Source organism: Streptomyces sp. NBC_00557, from assembly GCF_036345995.1.
Lineage (GTDB): Bacteria > Actinomycetota > Actinomycetes > Streptomycetales > Streptomycetaceae > Streptomyces.
The window spans coordinates 101010-120467 of the sequence record NZ_CP107796.1; the positions used below are offsets into that span (position 1 = coordinate 101010).

The 19458-nt window shown below is 70.7% G+C and carries 16 protein-coding genes; 10 read left to right on the forward strand and 6 right to left on the reverse strand.

Annotation, left to right across the window (positions count from 1 at the left end):
* Positions 1 to 8: 8 nt before the first annotated feature.
* The 6 genes from OG956_RS00520 to OG956_RS00545 form a co-directional block, all read right to left on the reverse strand.
* Positions 9 to 1685, reverse strand: coding sequence for a hypothetical protein (locus tag OG956_RS00520; RefSeq protein WP_330335910.1), 1677 nt, complete (start codon positions 1683 to 1685; stop codon positions 9 to 11).
* Positions 1686 to 1766: 81 nt separating this feature from the next.
* On the reverse strand, positions 1767 to 2813 hold the full coding sequence (locus OG956_RS00525; protein ID WP_330335911.1) for a hypothetical protein: 1047 nt from the start codon (positions 2811 to 2813) through the stop codon (positions 1767 to 1769).
* A gap of 1 nt (position 2814) precedes the next feature.
* On the reverse strand, positions 2815 to 3138 hold the full coding sequence (locus OG956_RS00530) for a hypothetical protein (RefSeq protein WP_330335912.1): 324 nt from the start codon (positions 3136 to 3138) through the stop codon (positions 2815 to 2817).
* A gap of 626 nt (positions 3139 to 3764) precedes the next feature.
* A complete protein-coding gene (locus OG956_RS00535) occupies positions 3765 to 4409 on the reverse strand; it encodes a carbonic anhydrase (RefSeq protein WP_330335913.1) in 645 nt (214 codons plus the stop codon).
* A 443-nt stretch (positions 4410 to 4852) separates the two neighbouring features.
* The gene (locus tag OG956_RS00540) at positions 4853 to 5242 is read right to left on the reverse strand and encodes a hypothetical protein (RefSeq protein ID WP_330335914.1); all 390 of its coding nucleotides are present in this window, start codon (positions 5240 to 5242) and stop codon (positions 4853 to 4855) included.
* Positions 5243 to 6134: 892 nt separating this feature from the next.
* Positions 6135 to 6995, reverse strand: coding sequence for a response regulator transcription factor (locus OG956_RS00545; RefSeq protein WP_330335915.1), 861 nt, complete (start codon positions 6993 to 6995; stop codon positions 6135 to 6137).
* Between the two features lie 406 nt (positions 6996 to 7401).
* Between OG956_RS00545 and fabD the strand changes: the two genes are divergently transcribed.
* From fabD to OG956_RS00595, 10 genes are all read left to right on the forward strand, one after another.
* Positions 7402 to 8370, forward strand: a complete 969-nt coding sequence (fabD, locus tag OG956_RS00550) for an ACP S-malonyltransferase (protein WP_330335916.1) — start codon at positions 7402 to 7404, stop codon at positions 8368 to 8370.
* Positions 8371 to 8561: 191 nt separating this feature from the next.
* The gene (locus OG956_RS00555) at positions 8562 to 10334 is read left to right on the forward strand and encodes an acetyl/propionyl/methylcrotonyl-CoA carboxylase subunit alpha (RefSeq protein WP_330342686.1); all 1773 of its coding nucleotides are present in this window, start codon (positions 8562 to 8564) and stop codon (positions 10332 to 10334) included.
* 166 nt (positions 10335 to 10500) lie between these two features.
* Complete coding sequence (locus OG956_RS00560; RefSeq protein ID WP_330335917.1) at positions 10501 to 11973, forward strand: FAD-dependent monooxygenase; 1473 nt, start codon at positions 10501 to 10503, stop codon at positions 11971 to 11973.
* Between the two features lie 82 nt (positions 11974 to 12055).
* On the forward strand, positions 12056 to 12385 hold the full coding sequence (locus OG956_RS00565; protein ID WP_330335918.1) for a TcmI family type II polyketide cyclase: 330 nt from the start codon (positions 12056 to 12058) through the stop codon (positions 12383 to 12385).
* Entirely contained in the window at positions 12382 to 13653 is a 1272-nt protein-coding gene (locus OG956_RS00570; RefSeq protein WP_330335919.1) for a beta-ketoacyl-[acyl-carrier-protein] synthase family protein, read from the forward strand. The genes OG956_RS00565 and OG956_RS00570 overlap by 4 nt, the downstream gene beginning before the upstream one ends.
* Positions 13650 to 14861 carry a ketosynthase chain-length factor gene (locus OG956_RS00575; protein WP_330335920.1) on the forward strand — a complete coding sequence of 404 codons (1212 nt, stop codon included), beginning with the start codon at positions 13650 to 13652 and terminating at the stop codon, positions 14859 to 14861. The genes OG956_RS00570 and OG956_RS00575 overlap by 4 nt, the downstream gene beginning before the upstream one ends.
* 112 nt (positions 14862 to 14973) lie before the next feature.
* Positions 14974 to 15234: an acyl carrier protein gene (locus OG956_RS00580; RefSeq protein WP_330335921.1), complete on the forward strand. Its 261-nt coding sequence runs from the start codon at positions 14974 to 14976 to the stop codon at positions 15232 to 15234.
* A gap of 92 nt (positions 15235 to 15326) precedes the next feature.
* A complete protein-coding gene (gene fabG / locus OG956_RS00585) occupies positions 15327 to 16112 on the forward strand; it encodes a 3-oxoacyl-ACP reductase FabG (RefSeq protein WP_330335922.1) in 786 nt (261 codons plus the stop codon).
* A 51-nt stretch (positions 16113 to 16163) separates the two neighbouring features.
* Positions 16164 to 17099 carry an aromatase/cyclase gene (locus OG956_RS00590; RefSeq protein ID WP_330335923.1) on the forward strand — a complete coding sequence of 312 codons (936 nt, stop codon included), beginning with the start codon at positions 16164 to 16166 and terminating at the stop codon, positions 17097 to 17099.
* A gap of 2 nt (positions 17100 to 17101) precedes the next feature.
* Positions 17102 to 19447, forward strand: a complete 2346-nt coding sequence (locus OG956_RS00595; protein WP_330335924.1) for an SDR family oxidoreductase — start codon at positions 17102 to 17104, stop codon at positions 19445 to 19447.
* Positions 19448 to 19458 lie beyond the last annotated feature (11 nt).

Here is a 19458-nt window from a genome sequence, read left to right on the forward strand (position 1 = left end):
GCAGAGGGCTAGTGCACCGACTCCACCACCTGCTCGGCCTCCTCCTCCAAGCCCCTCCTCTGCAACAGCCTCACTGTTTCCTGACGGCGCACCGCGTCCGCCCACCGGCCGACCGTTCCCCGGTACAGCAAACGCCGGCGCTGTCCGTCCATCCGGCTGGCGCGCAACTGCTCGCTGATCGCCACCACGTCCGCAGGGGCGATCCGCTGCTCGTTCTCCAGACAGCGTTCCAGCAAGTCCCAAGCCTTCTCCTGGCTCCAGCCCCGACCGGTTCCGTTGCCGTAGAGGCGGGCGGCTGTCTCGGCGACGACACCGCCCATCGGCACCCCGGCCAACTCGGGATCGGAGGGATCCGACAGCTCCTTGCAGGCCAGGTCCGCAGCGATCCTGCCACGGTTGCCCTGCACCTGCTGCGCCGTGACATAGTCGACGAACACCCCGGGGTCGACACTCCCGCTCAGCAGTCCGGCGGTGAGTCGGCGGGCGACTGTGCGCGCCACCCGGTACATGTCCCGGGAGCGCTCGATCTTCGTCTGCAGTCGCACCAGGTCGCCACCGGTTCGGCCGTCGATGTGCTCCGCTGCGGCTATGTACAACAGGCGCCAGCACTCCGGGTCGGCGTCGATGTTTCTCAATTCTGCTACGAGCCTGTCGATTTCGGCTGGGGAGCGCGGTCCGGTGGCGCATGCCGTGCCACGGGCCACGACTTTGGGATACAGGTCGACCTTGGTCCTTGCCACGGTCTCGAACCTCTGCCAGCGGCTGATGATCTCGGCGAGTTCATACAGCTCCTCGCGTGCCGCAGCCTGATTCAGGACCGCCTCGCATCGCTCCGGGTCGCTCTCCGCCAACTTCCGGCAGACGGCGGCCACGTTGTGGTACTGCAACCGCCTGCCGACATGGTCGATGAAGGAGTCCGGGCTGTGTTCCGAACCCGAGATCAGCTTTGCGACGGTATCCCTGGTGGTCTCCACCAGGTCCGTGTCGCACAGCCGCGTGTCGATCCACTTCTCCAGCACCGGCTCGACCGGGCTGAGCATGCGCAGGGCCGCGACCAGGTCGTTGAGCCCGGCCGGAGTCGTCGTGTCGGACTGCCGCGCACCGGAAGCGTTGATCCTCTGTACGGCCCGTCCCAGAAGGTCCGCAGCCTCCTGTGAGCACCCTTCGTCGCGCAGCGCGAGATACAGCAGCGCCGTGTCGAGCAGGGTCCGGTTCTCGCTGAACGTGTTCAGGGTGGCCTCGACAAGGTTCTGCTTGCCCCGCGCGCGCAACTCCCGAACGAACGCGGCCACATCAAGCGCCGTGCGCTGACGAGCCACATCGTGCACGATGCCCTTGCTCAGCGCAGAGGGCCGGTACTCGGAAATCTCGGGTTCCGGCTGCTGCCGCTCTCCCTGCCCGGCCGCGTCCGCGGAGCCGGCGGCGTCGATCTCCGACTGACGGCACGCCAGGTCTGCCGCATCGCCGATGCTTCGCCACAAAGCCGCCGTGGCCAGGACGTTCACCGCGTCGTAGAAGTGGAAGCTGGCTGCTGCTTCGATCAGTTGGTCGGTCGGCCGCTGGATCGCGAAGGCGTACAGCACCCGGATCGCGACGGCGGGACGAGGCGGCTCGCCCCTGCTCTCGTCACCCTTCCGAAGGGCCTGCACGCGCGCCGCGATTTCTTCGGTGCTGCTCCGGGTCACCCAGGAATATCGGACGCTCCACGTCCGATCGTCATCCAGCCAGCCCTCGGCTCCGGGTCGTGCCCTACTCATGCGTGACGCTCAAGCTGCCCGACGCTCCATCCGACTGAAGTACCTGGCGAAGGTGTCCGGAGAACGGTAAGCCTCGTTCGCGCGTATATCGATGTGCTCGGCCAGCTTCAGGCTGTCGTCATCCCCTCTGTCGCAGAGGGTGGCGACGACGTCGGCGGTGGTGCACTCGTCCTTCAGCAGGTAGGGGATACGCGCGTCCGGGTCGCCCTTCAACCAGTCTATCCAGCCGTGCCGATCGGTGGGCAGCGACGGATCCACACGCTGGTCGGCGGCCATCCGGTTGGTGAAGATCTGAGTTCCGTCGGGAGCGTCCCTGAGCACCATGCGCGGCTGCGGATGTCCTGCGGTGCACTTCTCCATCTCGGCCTTGATGGCCTCCCGGAGCAATCCGAAGGTGAGGTGGTCCTTGCGGTCCCGAGTGCCTCGCGCGAGGACGTTGAGCAAGTGTCCACTGAACGGGGTGCACTGGTCGAACGGTGCCGGGAGACCGGGACACCCCGCAGCGGAGGCGAGCGGACCGGCGAGCGCCGCATCCTGGCCGAGGGCGCTGAGGACGCAGGTTCCTTCGAACTGGCGGCCCATCACCCCCGGCAGCTTCGGCTCCTCCCCGGCCGGGCCCAGGTCTCCCAGCCTGTGGGAGTAGCAGCAGTCGGCGATGAGGACCTTCAGCCCAGCCGCGGACTTGCGCATGGCGCGGTACACGTACCAGCTGTTCAACCACGTCCACGGAGCACGGTCCTGGGACGTGCCCACCGAGAAGTGCACCTGGTCCCCGGCGGGGACGTCGCCCCAGCAGGCTCCGTGGCCGACGTAGACGACGAGCAGGGTGTCCGAAGGGCCGACCTCGGCGGCGGTCTCCTCCAAGGCGCGCATGACCCCGTCGATCGTCCCTGCCTCGTCCGGGTCGAGCACCCGGCAGCCGTCGGCGCCCCAGAGCTCGTCACCTGCGAGGACTTCTCGGTACATACGTCCGCTCGCGGCGATGGTGGGCCAGCCGGGGATGTTCGAGCCCGGCTGGTACTCGCCGGGTGCGATCACCAGTGCGCGTGAGGCCATCTCAGCCGTTCACTCCCTCGGATCCCTCGGCCCGGCCCTCGCCCGGGGTACCCGCCGGGGCGTCGGCAGTCGACAGCGGCGCGGGCCTGACCTCGATCTCGGCCTGCGGCGGATCCAACCGGCCCGCACGCCACCGCTCGACGGCCCGCTTCGTGGCGTCCAGGGCCGCGCCGAGGGCCTCCTCGGTCAGCTTGGAGACGGCGGCCACCAGCAGGATCTCGACGATGCCGCCGGTCAGTACCCACCCCTGGTCGACCTCATCGCGGCGCCATTCCAGACCAGTCTCCGCCTCGAGTTCGCCCCGTATCCGCTCCGGATCGTCCAACCCGAGTAACGCGCCCCTCACGGACACCGAGATCACCGCTGCCACTGACCGGCCCCCCATGTCGTCGAGTTCTGGTCTCCACCCGATCCCGTCCAGGGTATCGGCCCTGACGGAGCAGGCACAGACGGCTCACGAATCCGTGGGCGACGGCTCGCGCTCCCCCTCCCGGCAGCAACGGACACGCCGAGGGCGTGAACGCGTTGATCGCTGCCCGAGGCGGCACACCGTTCGAGCACCAGTCGATCGGCTACGCCGTCGGGTAGGTCGAGGTGACGCTGGAGAAGAGGCGTGCGGGCGAGGCGTGGGCCGAACTGGACTGGCTGGAAGAACACGTTGGCCAGGACGGGCACACGACAGGGGGTGCCGTACGTGAGCGGCCCGTTCGACGGCGGCCACAACCCGGACCGGGAGATCGACGCCATCGACATCCGGCACGGCAGCAGCAACGAGTCCGGCTGGCACAGTCCTTACCGAGCGGGACGGCACGCGCGTCTACCAACGGGAGCCGTTTTTAAGCACATAGCTACCTGCCCGCATCAGCTCATTCGCCACTTCGCTCAGCATCGTGCCGTACTCGCAGTCCGCGTCCATCAGTGCCTCTTCGGCCGTTCGACTGGTCCGACCGGTCAGGAGGGTGCGCCGGCCAGGACTTCCACCTTGCCGGTGTCGAGCGAGTAGTAGGCACCGACGACGGCAAGGGCGCCCTTTCTCACGAGTGGGGCCAGGTCCTGGTTGGATCGCAGATCGGCCGCGGTCAACGTGACCTGGGCGCGGGCCATGGTCTCGACCGGGTCGGCCCCACCCTTCCGGACGGCCTGCTGGTACGCCGGCTGCAGGGCCTTAACGATCGCCTGCAGGTTGCCGGGCAGCGGTTTGCCGTCACGAAGGGACGTGTACGCCGCCTTGACGGCACCGCAGCGCTGATGGCCGAGGACCACGATGAGAGGGGTGCCACTCGTCATGGGCCCGTACTCGACAGAGCCGGTGACCACAGGGCCGACCGCCTCCCCACCGGTGCGCATCACGTAAAGGTCACCCAGGCCCGTGTCGAAGAGGACCTCAGGCGGCACTCGGGAGTCGATGCACGACAGGATCGCTCCGAAAGGCCGCTGTTCCTGGGCGACGAACTGACGCCGGTTCGGATCCCGGTCGGGGTGTTGAAGGTTTCCGGTGACCCAGCGCTTGTTGCCTTCCATCAGTCGCGCGAACGCCGAGGCGGGCGTCGTGGGCCGCGCTTCCGGCGAGGCGCTGGTCGCCGACGAGGCGGCCATCGTCGGTGAGCACCCCGCGAGCGCCGCCGTGGCGACCGCAAGTCCGCCGGCAAGCAGCGATCTACGATCGGGGCGTCCAGCTCTGTCCATCGGTCGGTTCGCCTCCATACCACGCACACACGGCCCTGCGTCTTGACGAGGCCCATGGTCCTGCACGGTGGGGGTGCCTCCCAGCAGGCACAAGCGGGAGCGGGCTGGATTGCTCCGGACAGCCCACAGAACCCGCTCGGGCGGCGGCGTGCACCCCTGATGCCGAGACCCGCCCTGCCCGACCGGAATCCCGACGGCGGGGTCGGTCTTCGCACAACGGGTAACCGCGGCTCCAGCACGCCCCACTGGTCATCCGAGAGATCCCACGCCCACACAGCGATCGTCACAGCGTGAGGCGCGGCAAGAAGCCCAAGCAGGCTGCCGGCCCTGGTCGTCGAGGTGGCAGCGGGCGGTCAGGCGTCAGGGTCGACTTCGGGGTGCGTGAACCGCACGGGCTTGCCCAGCGACCGGGCGTAGGCGATTTCGGCCCGGGTGCTGTCTCCGATGTAGTCGCCGACTACGAGCACCTCATCAGCGAGCCGGATCTTCGCTCGGTGCAGATCGTCGAGTCGAACCTTCAGCGCCTCGGCCTCGACAGGATCGGACCAAAGGTCGTGCGGCGACTTCATGTCACAGCCCGGTTTGACGACGATCTTGCCGGCTTTGGTCTCCCGCAGATCGGCCTCGGTCATCTCGGTCATGAAGCGGGTGGAGCCGCAGATCGCGACGATAGGCGGGAGGCTCAGCTGCTTCTTCGCGTCGGCGAGCCTCTCCTCGGGGGTGAGCGGTTGCGGATATGACACTGGTTCCTCCTGGTCGTGTGGTCCAAGGGGTGCCTGCGGAGACGAGAACGAGAGTGTGCGACGACCGACGACATCCTGAAGGAGCATCCTGGGCTGGCGCCGTGCGGCTCTACCGCAGACGCAGGACTGAGGTGCTCCACCCGAACTTCGAGCGTGTGCCGGCGAGGCCACTCACCCGCGTGGGCCATGATCTGACCCGCGGTGAACGCCTGTTGGTGGCGCGAGTTGCGTTCCTGGACGCGTTCCCACAGCTCACAAGCCTGCGCGTGATGACCGGAGCCGACGAGGAACTCGATCAGGTCCTGGGCGAAGCCCCACGCGGTGAGCAGCTCGTCGGGAGCCGTGTGCGCAACCCGTGCGGAGTCGGCCGAGCCGGCGAACCACGGCAACGCGGTGTCACCAAGGTGGGCGAGCGTGGGCGTGGTGGTCGCGGGGGCGATGCTGGGGTGCCGGGCTGCGCCGCCTCGCCCCTGGACCGCCGACAGGAACTACTCAGAGCACAACTCCGATCGTGTCCTCCGGTCAGGGCTGCTGCGGGTGGTGGCGCCGTTGGTCGTACCGAGTTGGGGCTTGCCGGAGGCGCTACAGGGAAGGAATTCCCTCGGTGAGGAGCCAACGCTGAGGTAGACGACGCAGCCGGACGGCACACCGCCAGCTAGGGGCCGGTCGTTCTCGCCATGCCCATACAGGGTGATCCGGACCCGACGGCGCCCCGTGTCCTCCTGCCCTATGCGGCCAAGGTCGGCCTAGAAACAACGCTCGGCGTTCACGGTGACCGCCGACGACGCGGCCGCAGGCTGAGCGCTGCGCGATGCTGGTTCTCTCCCGCCCGTGAGCCGGACGAACCGGTAGGCGCCCGTGCACTGGACGGGCGCCTACCGGCGTTCAGGTGTCAGTTGTGGATCCGGTGGGCGGATGACGCCCGGCTCAGGTGGCGCTCGCGGCCGATCCGATCCCGCGCGGGGATCGTGGGCTGGACGGTCCTGACGGCCGCCGTCGCGCCCAGGGAGCCCACGCCGCGGCCGCCCGGGCGTGTCATGGCGCTCTGGGCGGGCCCTTCGGCGGGTTGGATCGGCGTGGGGCTGCCGGGAGGGGCGAAGCGGAAACCGACGCCGCGGACGGTGACGATCCACCGGCCGGCGTCCCCCAACTTCCGTCGCAGGCTGGCGATGTGGGTGTCCACGGTGCGGCTGCGCCTGTTGTGCGCCTCGCCCCAGACCTGGAGCATGATCTGGTCCCGGGAGACGACGGTCCCGGCCTGCGACACCAGGAGTCGGAGAAGGTCGAACTCCTTCTCCGTGAGGGCGAGGCAGCGCCCACCGACGCGGGCCTCCCGGGCGACCACGTCGATGCTGACCGGTGAGATCTCGTGCACAGGTGTGGTGCGGTGGGGCCGGGCGGCACGTGTCCGGCGCGTGACCGCTTCGATGCGAGCGACCAGTTCCCTGAACCCGTAGGGCTTGTCGAGGCACACATCGGCACCCGAGCGCAGCGCGCGGACGCGAGTCGCCTCGCTGCCGTCGGCGCTGACCGCCACGACGGGCACGGCGCTGACGGCACGTATGTCGCGGCACAGACGCAGACCCCGGAGGCTGGGAACACCGAGGTTCAGCAGTACGACGTCGGCCTGCGGGCAGGAACGCAGCGCCTCGGCTCCCGTGGTCACGTGGTCGACCTCGAACCCCTGCCGCCGCAGGCCTTCCGCCACGCAGCGGGCGAGTTGGAGATCGCTTTCGACGAGCAGTACGCGCACGGCATCCCCTCTCATCGGTCTTCATTCGGAATCTGAGGTCCGGCCCCTGCGGGAACAGTGAGGAGCTTTTGGGTTTCCCGGCCGTTACGCACCGGTTTCCGATCTCCAACACCTGCGATAAAAAGGTAAGGGCAAGGGCTCGGGAACAGAAGCCGACATTTGCACTCCCCCAACAATTCCCTGTCACCGCCCTTTGGACTTTGCATACCTCTGACGAAGCTTTGCCGAGCTGTTTCGCGCACTTGACTCCAGAACCTCGCGTGGATGAGCCTCTGAAGCACCGACCGACTTCTCCCACCACCGATCCGGAATTAGCCGGAAGTCTCCCTCGCGGTATTCCGCAGTACGGGCGGCCTGCCCGGAGGGGCCTTCAGGTGTGCGTCACGGAGCAGGAAGCACCGAAGAGATGGCATCCACCGCGTTCGTCTTCCCCGGCCAGGGCTCGCAGCGCGCCGGCATGGGCGCCGATTTCGTGCAGCGGCGTCCCGACCTGGTCGACACCTACTATCGCGCCGCCGACGACCTGTTGGGCTTTCCGCTGTCGCGGCTGTGCCACGAAGGACCGGCCGAAGCCCTGCGCGACACGGCGGTCACGCAGCCCGCTGTCTTCCTGACCGAGATCGTCGTCCTCGACGTCCTGCGCGCTCACGACGTCGTGCCCGACGTCGTGGCCGGGCACAGCCTCGGCGAGTACGCGGCCGCCGTGTGCGCCGACGCGCTGTCCTGGCAGGACGCCCTGCGCCTGGTGCGGCTGCGCGGGCGGCTGATGGCCGAGGTCAACGAGCGGGTGCCGGGGGCCATGGCCGCCGTGGTGGGCCTGGACCTGCCCACCGTACGGGCCCTGTGCGCCCAGGCAGCCGCCGACACGGGCCAGGTGCTGGAGGTGGCGAACGACAACGAGCCCGCCCAGACCGTGGTGTCGGGCCAGACGGAGGCTGTCCGGGCCCTGGCCGACGCAGCGAAGGAGGCGGGCGCCCGACGCGTCGTGCCGCTCGGGGTGGGGGCGCCGTTCCACTGCTCGCTCATGCGTGACATCGAGGAGGAGTTCGCCGAGGCGTTGGCGGCGGTCGACTTCCGTGCTCCTTCGGTACCCATGGTGTCCAGCGTCACCGGCGCCCCCGTGACCAGCGCCGAGGAAGTCGTCGCGGCCCTGCGCACACAGCTGTCGGCACCCGTGCTGTGGACCGGCACGGTGCGCACGCTGGCCGGCCTGGGGGTGCGGCGGTACGTCGAGGTCGGACCGGGCCGGGTGCTGAGCGGTCTGTGCCGCAGGACGGAGCCGACCGCCCGCGCCTTCAGCACCGGAACCGTCGGCGAACTCGCCGCCACGGTGGACGCCCTGGCCTCGGACCGCGCCGAGGCGGCCTCCGCCTGAACACCCGCCCGGTTCCGCTCGTCCTGAGGGTCCGCACGCGCAGGCCCGCACCACGCGTACGGACGCGGCCACGGCGCCCTGTGCCCCACGCCCCTGACTCGTCCTCTCGATCCGCTCACCTGCCCGGCACGGCCCGCGCCCGGGCGAACGCGACCGGACCGCACGGTCTTCTGGAGGTATTTCGCGACATGCTGCGCAAGGTGCTCATCGCCAACCGTGGCGAAATCGCTGTCCGCGTGGCCCGGGCCTGCCGGGACGCCGGGATCGCGAGCGTGGCCGTCTACGCCGACCCGGACCGGGACGCTCTGCATGTCCGCGCCGCGGATGAGGCGTTCGCCCTGGGCGGTGACACCCCGGCCACCAGTTACCTGGTCATCGACAAGATCCTGAACGCGGCGCGCGAGTCCGGCGCGGACGCCGTCCACCCGGGGTACGGCTTCCTGTCGGAGAACGCCGACTTCGCCCAGGCGGTGCTGGACGCCGGCCTGATCTGGATCGGCCCGCCGCCGCAGGCCATCCGCGACCTCGGTGACAAGGTCGCCGCCCGGCACATCGCGCAGCGTGCCGGCGCCCCGCTGGTGGCCGGCACCCCGGACCCCGTCTCCGGCGCCGAGGAGGTCGTGGCCTTCGCCCGGGAGCACGGCCTGCCGATCGCCATCAAGGCCGCCTTCGGCGGCGGCGGCCGCGGCCTGAAGGTCGCCCGCACCCTGGAGGAGGTCCCGGAGCTGTACGAGTCCGCGGTCCGCGAGGCGGTCGCCGCCTTCGGCCGGGGCGAGTGCTTCGTCGAGCGCTACCTGGACCGTCCGCGGCACGTGGAGACCCAGTGCCTGGCCGACAAGCACGGCAACGTGGTCGTCGTCTCCACCCGTGACTGCTCGCTGCAGCGCCGCCACCAGAAGCTGGTCGAGGAGGCCCCGGCGCCGTTCCTGTCCCAGGAGCAGGTCGCCGAGCTGTACCGCGCCTCCAAGGCCATCTTGAAGGAGGCCCGCTACGAGGGCGCGGGCACCTGCGAGTTCCTGGTCGGCCAGGACGGCACGATCTCCTTCCTGGAGGTCAACACCCGCCTGCAGGTGGAGCACCCGGTGACCGAGGAGGTCTCCGGCATCGACCTGGTCCGCGAGATGTTCCGCATCGCCGACGGCGAGGAGCTCGGCTACGACGACCCGCCGCTGCGCGGCCACTCCTTCGAGTTCCGCATCAACGGCGAGGACCCGGGCCGCAACTTCCTCCCGGCGCCCGGCACGGTGACGCGGTTCGACGCGCCCTCGGGCCCCGGCGTCCGCCTGGACGCGGGTGTGGAGGCCGGCAGTGTGATCGGCCCGGCCTGGGACTCCCTCCTGGCCAAGCTGATCGTGACCGGCCGCACCCGCGCCGAGGCCCTTCAGCGGGCCGCGCGCGCCCTGGACGAGTTCCAGGTCGAGGGCATGGCCACCGCGATCCCCTTCCACCGCGCGGTGGTCAAGGACCCGGCGTTCGCCCCCGAACTGACCGGCTCGCAGGCTCCGTTCACGGTCCACACCCGCTGGATCGAGACCGAGTTCGTCAACGAGATCAAGCCCTTCACCGCCCCGGCCGACGCCGAGGCGGAGGAGGACACCAGCCGCGAGACCGTCGTCGTCGAGGTCGGCGGCAAGCGCCTGGAGGTCTCCCTGCCGGCCTCCCTGGGCATGTCCCTGGCCCGCACCGGCCTCGCCGCCGGCGCCAAGCCCAAGCGCCGCGCGGCCAAGAAGTCCGGCCCGGTCGCCTCCGGCGACACCCTCGCCTCCCCCATGCAGGGCACGATCGTCAAGGTCGCGGTCGAGGAGGGCCAGGAGGTCAAGGAAGGCGACCTGATCGTCGTCCTGGAAGCCATGAAGATGGAACAGCCGCTGAACGCGCACAAGGCCGGCACCATCAAGGGCCTGAACGCCGAGATCGGCGCCTCCGTCACCTCCGGCGCCGCCATCTGTGAAATCAAGGACTGAGCCATTCACCGGCATTGTCGGCCGGAATTCCCACCGCACCGGCGAGGGCGGCCCAAAGAGGGCGCCGCCACGCCGTTCGGACCATCCCTCCGCGTTCCCGGTCCGCACCGGAGACGACGAGAGCTAGGACATTCCGAGGAAAGGACTCATGGCCAAGGAGAGGCACATGGATGCCGAAGTGATAGTCGCCGGTGCGGGACCGACCGGCATGATGCTGGCGGGCGAACTACGTCTGGCCGGGATCGACGTGATCGTCCTGGAGCGTCTCGAGCGGCGCACCGGCGAGTCTCGCGGTCTGGGCTTCACCGCACGCACCATGGAGGTGTTCGACCAGCGCGGACTGCTCCCCCGGTTCGGTGAGATCGAGATCAGCAACCAGGGCCACTTCGGTGGCCTGCCCGTCGACTTCGGCCTCCTGGACGGCGCCCACCAGGCGGCCAAGACCATCCCCCAGTCGCAGACCGAGACGGTCCTGGAGGAGTGGGTCACCGCACTGGGCGGTGACATCCGGCGCGGACACGAGGTCATCGCCGTCAAGGACGAGGGCGACTCGGTCACCGTGGAGGCCCGGGGCGCGCAGGGCGTGGAGCGGTTCACGGCGCCGTACCTGGTGGGGTGCGACGGCGGCCGGAGCACGGTGCGCAAGGCGGCCGGGTTCGACTTCCCCGGCACCGCCGCGACGATGGAGATGTTCCTGGCCGACGTCAGGGGCCTCGACCTGGAACCGCGCATGATCGGTGAGACGCTGCCCGGCGGCATGATCATGGTCGGTCACCTGCCGGGCGGCATCACCCGGCTGATCGTGTGCGAGCGCGGCGCGCCACCCCGGCGTCGTACCGCACCGCCGGAGTACGAGGAGGTGGCCGCCGCGTGGAAGCGGCTCACCGGCGACGACATCTCGCACGGCGAGCCGGTGTGGGTCAGCTCCTTCGGCGACGCGACCCGCCAGGTCACCGAGTACGTGCGCGGCCGGGTGCTGCTCGCGGGCGACGCCGCGCACATCCACCTGCCGGCCGGCGGGCAGGGCATGAACACCGGCATCCAGGACGCGGTGAACCTGGGCTGGAAGCTCGCCGCCGTGGTCCGGGGCCGGTCTCCGGAGAGCCTGCTGGAGACCTACCACAGCGAGCGGCACCAGGTCGGCAGGCGGCTGCTGATGAACACCCAGGCCCAGGGTCTGCTCTTCCTCAGCGGCCCGGAGATGCAGCCGCTGCGCGAGGTGATGACGGAGCTCATCCAGTACCCGGAGGTCAGCCGTCACCTGGCCGCCATGGTCAGTGGTCTGGAGATCCACTACGACGTCGGCGGCGGCACCAATCCGCTGCTCGGCCACCGTATGCCGCACGTCGACCTGGTCCGGCCCGACGGAAGCCCGACCGGCAGCACGCAGGCCCTGCACCGGGCGCGCGGCGTGTTGCTGGACCTGGAGGACAACGCGGTGCTGCGCCGCCGGGCGGCCGGCTGGCGGGACCGCGTCGACGTCGTCACAGCGACGCCGCAGGGCGCGCGGGCCGTCGAACGGCTGGCCGGCTCCTCCGCCGTGCTGGTCCGCCCGGACGGCTATGTGGCCTGGGCCGCGCCCGGCAGCCACGCGGACCTGCCCATGGCCCTGGAGCGCTGGTTCGGCCCCGCGCTGTGACGTCCCCCGCGGTGCTCGGAGCACTGCGCGGGATGACCGGTACGACCGGAACCGGTCGTGAAGTCGTGAGGAGACAGGGAACATGCACAGCACGCTGATCGTGGCGCGGATGGAACCGGGCTCGGCAGCCGACGTCGCCGCACTGTTCGGCGAGTTCGACCGCACCGACATGCCGCACCGTATGGGTACACGGCGCCGCCAGTTGTTCCACTTCCGTGGCCTCTACTTCCACCTGCAGGACTTCGACTCGGACGACGGCGGCCACCGCATCGAGGAGGCGAAGCTGGACCCGCGGTTCGTCCGCATCAGTGAGGACCTCAAGCCGTACATCGAGGCCTACGACCCGGCTACCTGGCGTTCGCCCAAGGACGCCATGGCCACCCGCTTCTACCACTGGGAGGCGTCGGCGTGACGGCGCGTCGGGTGGTCATCACCGGCATCGGTGTCGTCGCCCCCGGCGGCATCGGCGTCAAGAACTTCTGGAACCTGCTCAGTGAGGGACGCACCGCGACCCGCGGCATCACCTTTTTCGACCCCTCGCAGTTCCGCTCCAAGGTGGCGGCCGAGATCGACTTCGACCCCGAGGAGCACGGCCTGCGCCCGCAGGAGGTGCGGCGGATGGACCGTGCGGCCCAACTCGCCGTCGTCGCCGCGCGGGAGGCGGTCGCCGACAGCGGGCTGGAGCCGGCCGAGCTCGATCCGCACCGGGTGGGAGTCACCGTCGGCAGTGCGGTGGGCGCCACCATGGGCCTCGACTGGGAGTACCGCGTGGTCAGCGACGCCGGACGGCTGGAGCTCGTCGACCACGAGTACGCCGTACCCCACCTGTACAACTACTTCGTGCCCAGCTCGTTCGCGGCGGAGGTGGCCTGGAGCGTGGGCGCCGAGGGGCCCACCACGGTGGTGTCCACCGGCTGCACCTCCGGCCTGGACGCGGTGTGCCACGCGGTGGAACTGCTGCGGGAGGGGTCCGCCGACGTCATGGTGGCCGGCGCGACCGACGCGCCGATCTCGCCGATCACGATGGCCTGCTTCGACGCCATCAAGGCCACCACTCCGCGCAACGACGACCCCGGGCATGCGTCACGGCCCTTCGACGGCACCCGCAACGGCTTTGTGCTCGGGGAGGGTTCCGCGGTGTTCGTGCTGGAGGAACTGCACAGCGCCCGGCGGCGCGGCGCCCACGTCTACGCCGAGGTCGCCGGCTACGCCTCCCGCTGCAACGCCTTCCACATGACCGGCCTCAGGCCGGACGGCGCGGAGATGGCCGAAGCGATCCGCGTCGCTCTGGACGAGGCGCGCGTCGCCCCGGAGGACATCGACTACGTCAACGCGCACGGCTCCGGCACCAAGCAGAACGACCGGCACGAGACGGCCGCGTTCAAGAGGAGCCTGGGCGAACACGCCTACAACGTGCCGGTCAGCTCCATCAAGTCGATGATCGGCCACTCGCTGGGCGCGATCGGCTCGATCGAGATCGCCGCCTCGGCGCTGGCCATGGAGCACAACGTGGTGCCGCCCACGGCCAACCTGCACACCCCCGACCCCGAATGCGACCTCGATTACGTGCCCCTGACCGCACGGGAACACCGGACCAACACGGTGTTGACGGTCGGCAGCGGCTTCGGCGGCTTCCAGACCGCCGTGGTCCTCACCCGCGCCGAGAGGAGGGCGGCATGACTGCGACCACGGTGATCACCGGTCTGGGCGTCGCCGCGCCCAACGGGCTGGGCACCAAGGAGTTCTGGACGGCGACGCTCAGGGGTGAGAGCGGCATCGGCCGCATCGAGCGGTTCGACCCGTCCCGGTATCCGGCGCGGCTCGCCGGTCAGGTGCGCGGATTCGTCGCCGAGGACCATCTGCCGAGCCGGCTGCTGCCGCAGACCGACCGGATGACCCGGCTGGCCCTCGTGGCCGCGGACTGGGCGCTGGACGACGCCGGGGTGCGACCCGCCGACCTGCCGCCCTACGACATGGGTGTCGTCACGGCCAGCTCCTGCGGCGGCTTCGAGTTCGGTCAGAACGAACTGCGCAACCTGTGGAGCAAGGGCAGCCAGTACGTCAGCGCCTACCAGTCGTTCGCCTGGTTCTACGCCGTCAACAGCGGCCAGATCTCGATCCGCAACGGAATGAAGGGTCCCAGCGGCGTGGTGGTGAGCGACCAGGCCGGAGGACTCGACGCCGTCGCGCAGGCCCGTCGGCAGATCCGGCGCGGAACCCCGCTGATCGTCTCCGGGAGCATCGACGCCTCGATCTGCCCCTGGGGTTGGGTGGCCCAGCTGGCGAGCGGCCGGCTCAGCACCAGCGAGGACCCCGACCGCGCCTACCTGCCCTTCGACGCGCAGGCCAACGGTCATGTACCCGGTGAGGGCGGCGCGATCCTCGTCGTGGAGGACGCCGAGTCGGCCCGGCGCCGCGGCGCGCGGCCCTACGGCGAGATCGCCGGGTACGGGTCCACCTTCGACCCCGCACCGGGCAGCGGCCGCGAGCGGGGCCTCAGGCGGGCCATCGAGCTGGCGCTGGCCGACGCCGGGGCCGACGCCCGGGACGTCGACGTGGTCTTCGCCGACGCCGCGGGCGTGCCGGAGGAGGACCGTGCCGAGGCCGAGGCCCTCACCGCGGTGTTCGGCACCCGGGGTGTGCCCGTCACGGCACCGAAGACGATGACCGGGCGGCTGTACTCCGGTGCTGCGCCGCTCGATCTGGCAGCGGCCGTGCTGGCGATCGCCGACGGGCGGATCCCGCCGACCGTCAACGTCCGGCCGGTCGCCGACTACGGCCTGGACCTGGTCACCGATGCCCCCCGCTCCGCCGAGCTGCGCACCGCGCTGGTGCTGGCCCGTGGTCACGGCGGCTTCAACTCGGCCATGGTCGTCCGGGCCGCCTGACCGGACGCCGGTCGCCGCGGGCCGTGGTCCGCGGCTTCCCGTGGCGGGCGGCCGGGTCACCCTCCGTGTGCCTCATCCCCCTGCAGCACTAAGAAGAAGGAGTACGACAACCGTGCAGTTCACCCTCGACGACCTCAAGCGCATCCTCCTGGAGAGCGCCGGCGCCGACGAGAGCGTCGACCTCGACGGCGACATCCTGGACCTTCGCTGGGACGAACTCGGCTACGAGTCGCTGGCCCTGCTGGAGACCGGCAGCCGCATCGAGCGCGAGTACGGCATCACGTTCGACGAGACGGCGGTCACCGAGGCCGAGACGCCGCGCGCCCTGCTGGAGGTGGTCAACGCGCAGCTCGGCGCCTCCGCCGCCGCCTGACCCCCCTGTTCCCGCTCGGGGCCGGCGGACCCGCACCCGCGCCGCCGGCCCCGGGCGGCCCCCCGTCCGCATCGCACACAGCCGGAGAAGCCATGACCGAGCACACCTCGCGCGTCGCCGTCGTCACCGGAGCCACCAGCGGCATCGGCCTGGCCGTCGCCCGAGCCCTGGGCGCCCAGGGCCACCGCGTGTACATCGGCGCCCGCACAGCGGAGAACGTGAGCACCACCGTCAAGCAGCTGCGCGAGCAGGGCGTGACCGCCGACGGCAGCGCCGTCGACGTGCGCGACGGAGCCGCGATCCGGCGGTTCGTCCAGGGCGCCGTCGACACCTTCGGCACCATCGACATCCTCGTCAACAACGCGGGCCGCTCCGGCGGCGGCGTCACCGCCGACATCGCCGACGAGCTGTGGGACGACGTGATCGACACCAACCTCAACAGCGTCTTCCGCATGACCCGGGAGGTCCTCAACACCGGTGGCATGCGCGAGAAGACATGGGGACGCGTCATCAACATCGCCTCCACCGCCGGCAAGCAGGGCGTCGTCCTGGGCGCCCCCTACTCCGCCTCCAAGCACGGCGTCGTCGGTTTCACCAAGGCCCTCGGCAACGAGCTCGCCCCGACCGGCATCACCGTCAACGCCGTCTGCCCGGGCTACGTGGAGACGCCGATGGCCCAGCGCGTCCGCCAGGGGTACGCCGCCGCGTACGACACCAGCGAGGAGGCCATCCTCGAGAAGTTCACGGCGAAGATCCCGCTCGGCCGCTACTCCACCCCGGAGGAGGTCGCCGGTCTCGTCGCCTACCTCGCCTCCGACACCGCCGCCTCCATCACCTCACAGGCCCTCAACGTCTGCGGTGGCCTCGGCAACTTCTGACACCGACCGGCCGGGGCAGTCAGCCCGATCCCCGAAGGAGAGAACCCCTACATGACTACGCGTCAGGTCGAGCACGAGATCACCGCCGAGGCCCCCGCCGCCACCGTCTACCGGCTGATCGCCGAGGTGGAGAACTGGCCCCGGATCTTCCCGCCCACCATCTACGTCGACCACGTCGAACGCGGCGCCGCCGACGAGCGCATCCGCATCTGGGCCACCGCCAACGGCGAGGCCAAGAGCTGGACGTCGCGCCGCACCCTGGACGCGGACAACCTGCGCATCACCTTCCGCCAGGAGGTGTCCGCCCCGCCGGTCGCCGCCATGGGCGGCACCTGGATCATCGAGCCGCTGTCGGACACGAGGTCCCGGATCCGGCTGCTGCACGACTACCGGGCGGTCGACGACGACCCGCGCAGCCTGGAGTGGATCGATCAGGCCGTCGACCGCAACTCCCGCTCCGAACTGGCCGCACTGAAGACGAACGTCGAACTCGCCCAGGAAGCCGGGGACATCACGTTCTCCTTCGAGGACACCGTGCACATCGCCGGCTCCGCCAAGGACGCCTACGACTTCGTCAACGACGCCCACCTGTGGCAGGAACGGCTGCCGCACGTGGCCCGTGTCCGCTTCGAGGAGCCCGCGCCGGGACTGCAGGTCCTGGAGATGGACACCCGCGCCAAGGACGGCTCCACGCACACCACGAAGTCCTACCGGGTGGCCTTTCCGCACCACCGGATCGCCTACAAGCAGGTCACGCTGCCCGCGCTGATGACCCTGCACACCGGGATCTGGACCTTCACGGAGCAGGACGGGGGCGTCGCCGCCACCTCGCAGCACACGGTGGTGCTCAACACCGGCAACATCGCGACGGTGCTGGGGCCCGAGGCCACCGTGGCCGACGCCCGCGCGTACGTCCAGGGCGCGCTGAGCGCCAACAGCCGCGCGACCCTGAACCACGCCAAGGACTACGCCGAGAGCAGGCGCTGACCATGACCGGGCTCACGCTGGACACCGACGTCGTCGTGGTCGGAGCCGGCCCCGTCGGGCTGATGCTCGCGGGCGAACTGCGCACCGGCGGCGCGCGGGTGACCGTGCTGGAACGGCTGGCCCGGCCCACGACCGAGTCCAGGGCCTCGACACTCCACGCCCGCACGATGGAGCTGCTGGACCAGCGAGGCCTGCTGGAGAGGTTCGGGGAACTGCCCAACGACGTCCGGGGCCACTTCGGCGGGATCCCGCTGGACCTGCGGCTGCCCGGTCCGCACCCGGGCCAGTGGAAGGTGCCGCAGACGCGCACCGAGGCGATCCTCGCCCAGTGGGCGGTCGGCCTCGGCGCGCAGCTGCGGCGCAGCCACGAGGTCACCGGGCTCGCGGAGCACCGGGACCACGTGGAGGTCGAGGCCGAACGGCCCGGTGGCGGCACACTGCAACTGCGCGCCGGGTACGTGGTGGGCTGCGACGGCGAACACAGCACCGTCCGCCGTCTGGCCGGCATCGACTTCCCCGGGCACGAGGCCTTAAGGGAGCTGATCCGCGCCGACGTGGCCGGTATCGACATCCCCGACCGCCGCTTCGAGCGCCTGCAGAAGGGCCTGGCGATCGCCGCGCGCCGCAGCGACGGGGTGACCCGGGTGATGGTCCACGCCTACGGGCGCGCGCCGCAACACCGCACCGGAGAACCGGAGTTCGCCGAGGTGTGCGAGGTGTGGCGGCACGTCACCGGGGAGGAGATCAGCGGCGGCACCCCGCTGTGGCTCAACGCCTTCGGCGACGCCTCCCGGCTGGCCGCCCGCTACCGCGCAGGCCGGGTCCTGCTCGCCGGCGACGCGGCCCACCAGCAGATGCCGGTCGGCGGCCAGGCCCTCAACCTGGGACTGCAGGACGCGGTCAACCTGGGCTGGAAGCTGGCAGCCGTCGTACGGGGCAGGGCGCCGGAGAGCCTGCTGGACACCTACCACCGCGAGCGGCACGCCGTCGGCGCCCGGGTGCTCAGGGGCATCGAGGCCCAGACCACCCTGCTGCTGGGCGGGCCCGAGGTGGAGGCGATGCGTGAGGTCCTGGCCGAACTGGGCGGCCACGAGCGGGTACGGCGGCACCTCGCCGGAACGATCAGCGGCCTGGACGTCCGCTACGACCTCGGCGCGGACCGCCACCCGCAGATCGGCGCCCGCCTGGAGCCCGCACCCCTCGTCACCGCCGACGGTCCCACGACGACGGCCGCGCTGCTGCGCTCGGGACGTGGGCTGCTGCTGGACCTCACGGGCGACTCCACCCGCCACGCAAGCCTGCGCCGGGAGTGCGGCCCCTGGCTGGACCGGGTGGACCTGGTCGCGGCCGAGCCCGCCCCGGGCGCAGAGGGCCACGAACGGGACGCGTACCTGCTGCGCCCCGACGGCCACGTCGTCTGGGCGGCGACCGCCTCGGGTCCGGACGGGCCCGCCGAGGCCCTCCGGACGTGGTTCGGCCCGCTGGCCTTCACCCCGCAGGCGACCGGTCCCGGCACAGCGGCGCGACCACGCCCCGCACAACCCCGCGCCGATCAGTACCACCGACAAGAGGGAGGAGACACGCACATGGGCAGGCTCACGGGCAGGACGGCGCTGGTCACCGGGGCCAGCCGGGGCATCGGCCGGGCGACGGCGATCCGGCTGGCCGGCGAAGGCGCCCTGGTCGCCGTGCACTGCGCGACCAACCGCGACGCGGCCGAGGAGGTCGTGGCGGCCATCGAGAAGGACGGCGGACGGGCCTTCGCCATACAGGCCGAACTCGGCGTCCCCGGCGACGTCCACGAGTTGTTCCTCGCGCTGGAGCGGGGACTGAAGGAACGCACCGGGTCCACCGACCTGAACATCCTGGTCAACAACGCGGGCCGGATGGGCGGTGTTCCGTTCGAGAAGATGACCCCGGAGGAGTTCGACCGGTTGTTCGCGGTCAACGCCAAGGCGCCGTACTTCATCATCCAGCGGGCCCTGGCGAACCTCACCACCGGCGGCCGGATCATCAACATCTCGTCCGGGCTGACCCGTTTCGCCAACCCCGACGAGATCGCCTACGCGATGACCAAGGGGGCCGTGGAACAGCTTGCCCTGCACTTCGCGAAAGCACTGGCGCCCCGCGGGATCACCATCAACAGTGTCGCGCCCGGCATCACGCGCAACGGCAACCCGCTGTTCGACGTGCCGGAGGCGGTCGATCAGATGGCCCGGTTGTCCGCGTTCAACCGGGTCGGCGAGCCCGAGGACGTCGCCGACGTGGTGGCCTTCCTCGCCTCGGACGACAGCCGCTGGGTGACCGGCGCCTTCCTCGACGCCACCGGCGGCACCCTGCTCGGCTGACCGGCCCGGCG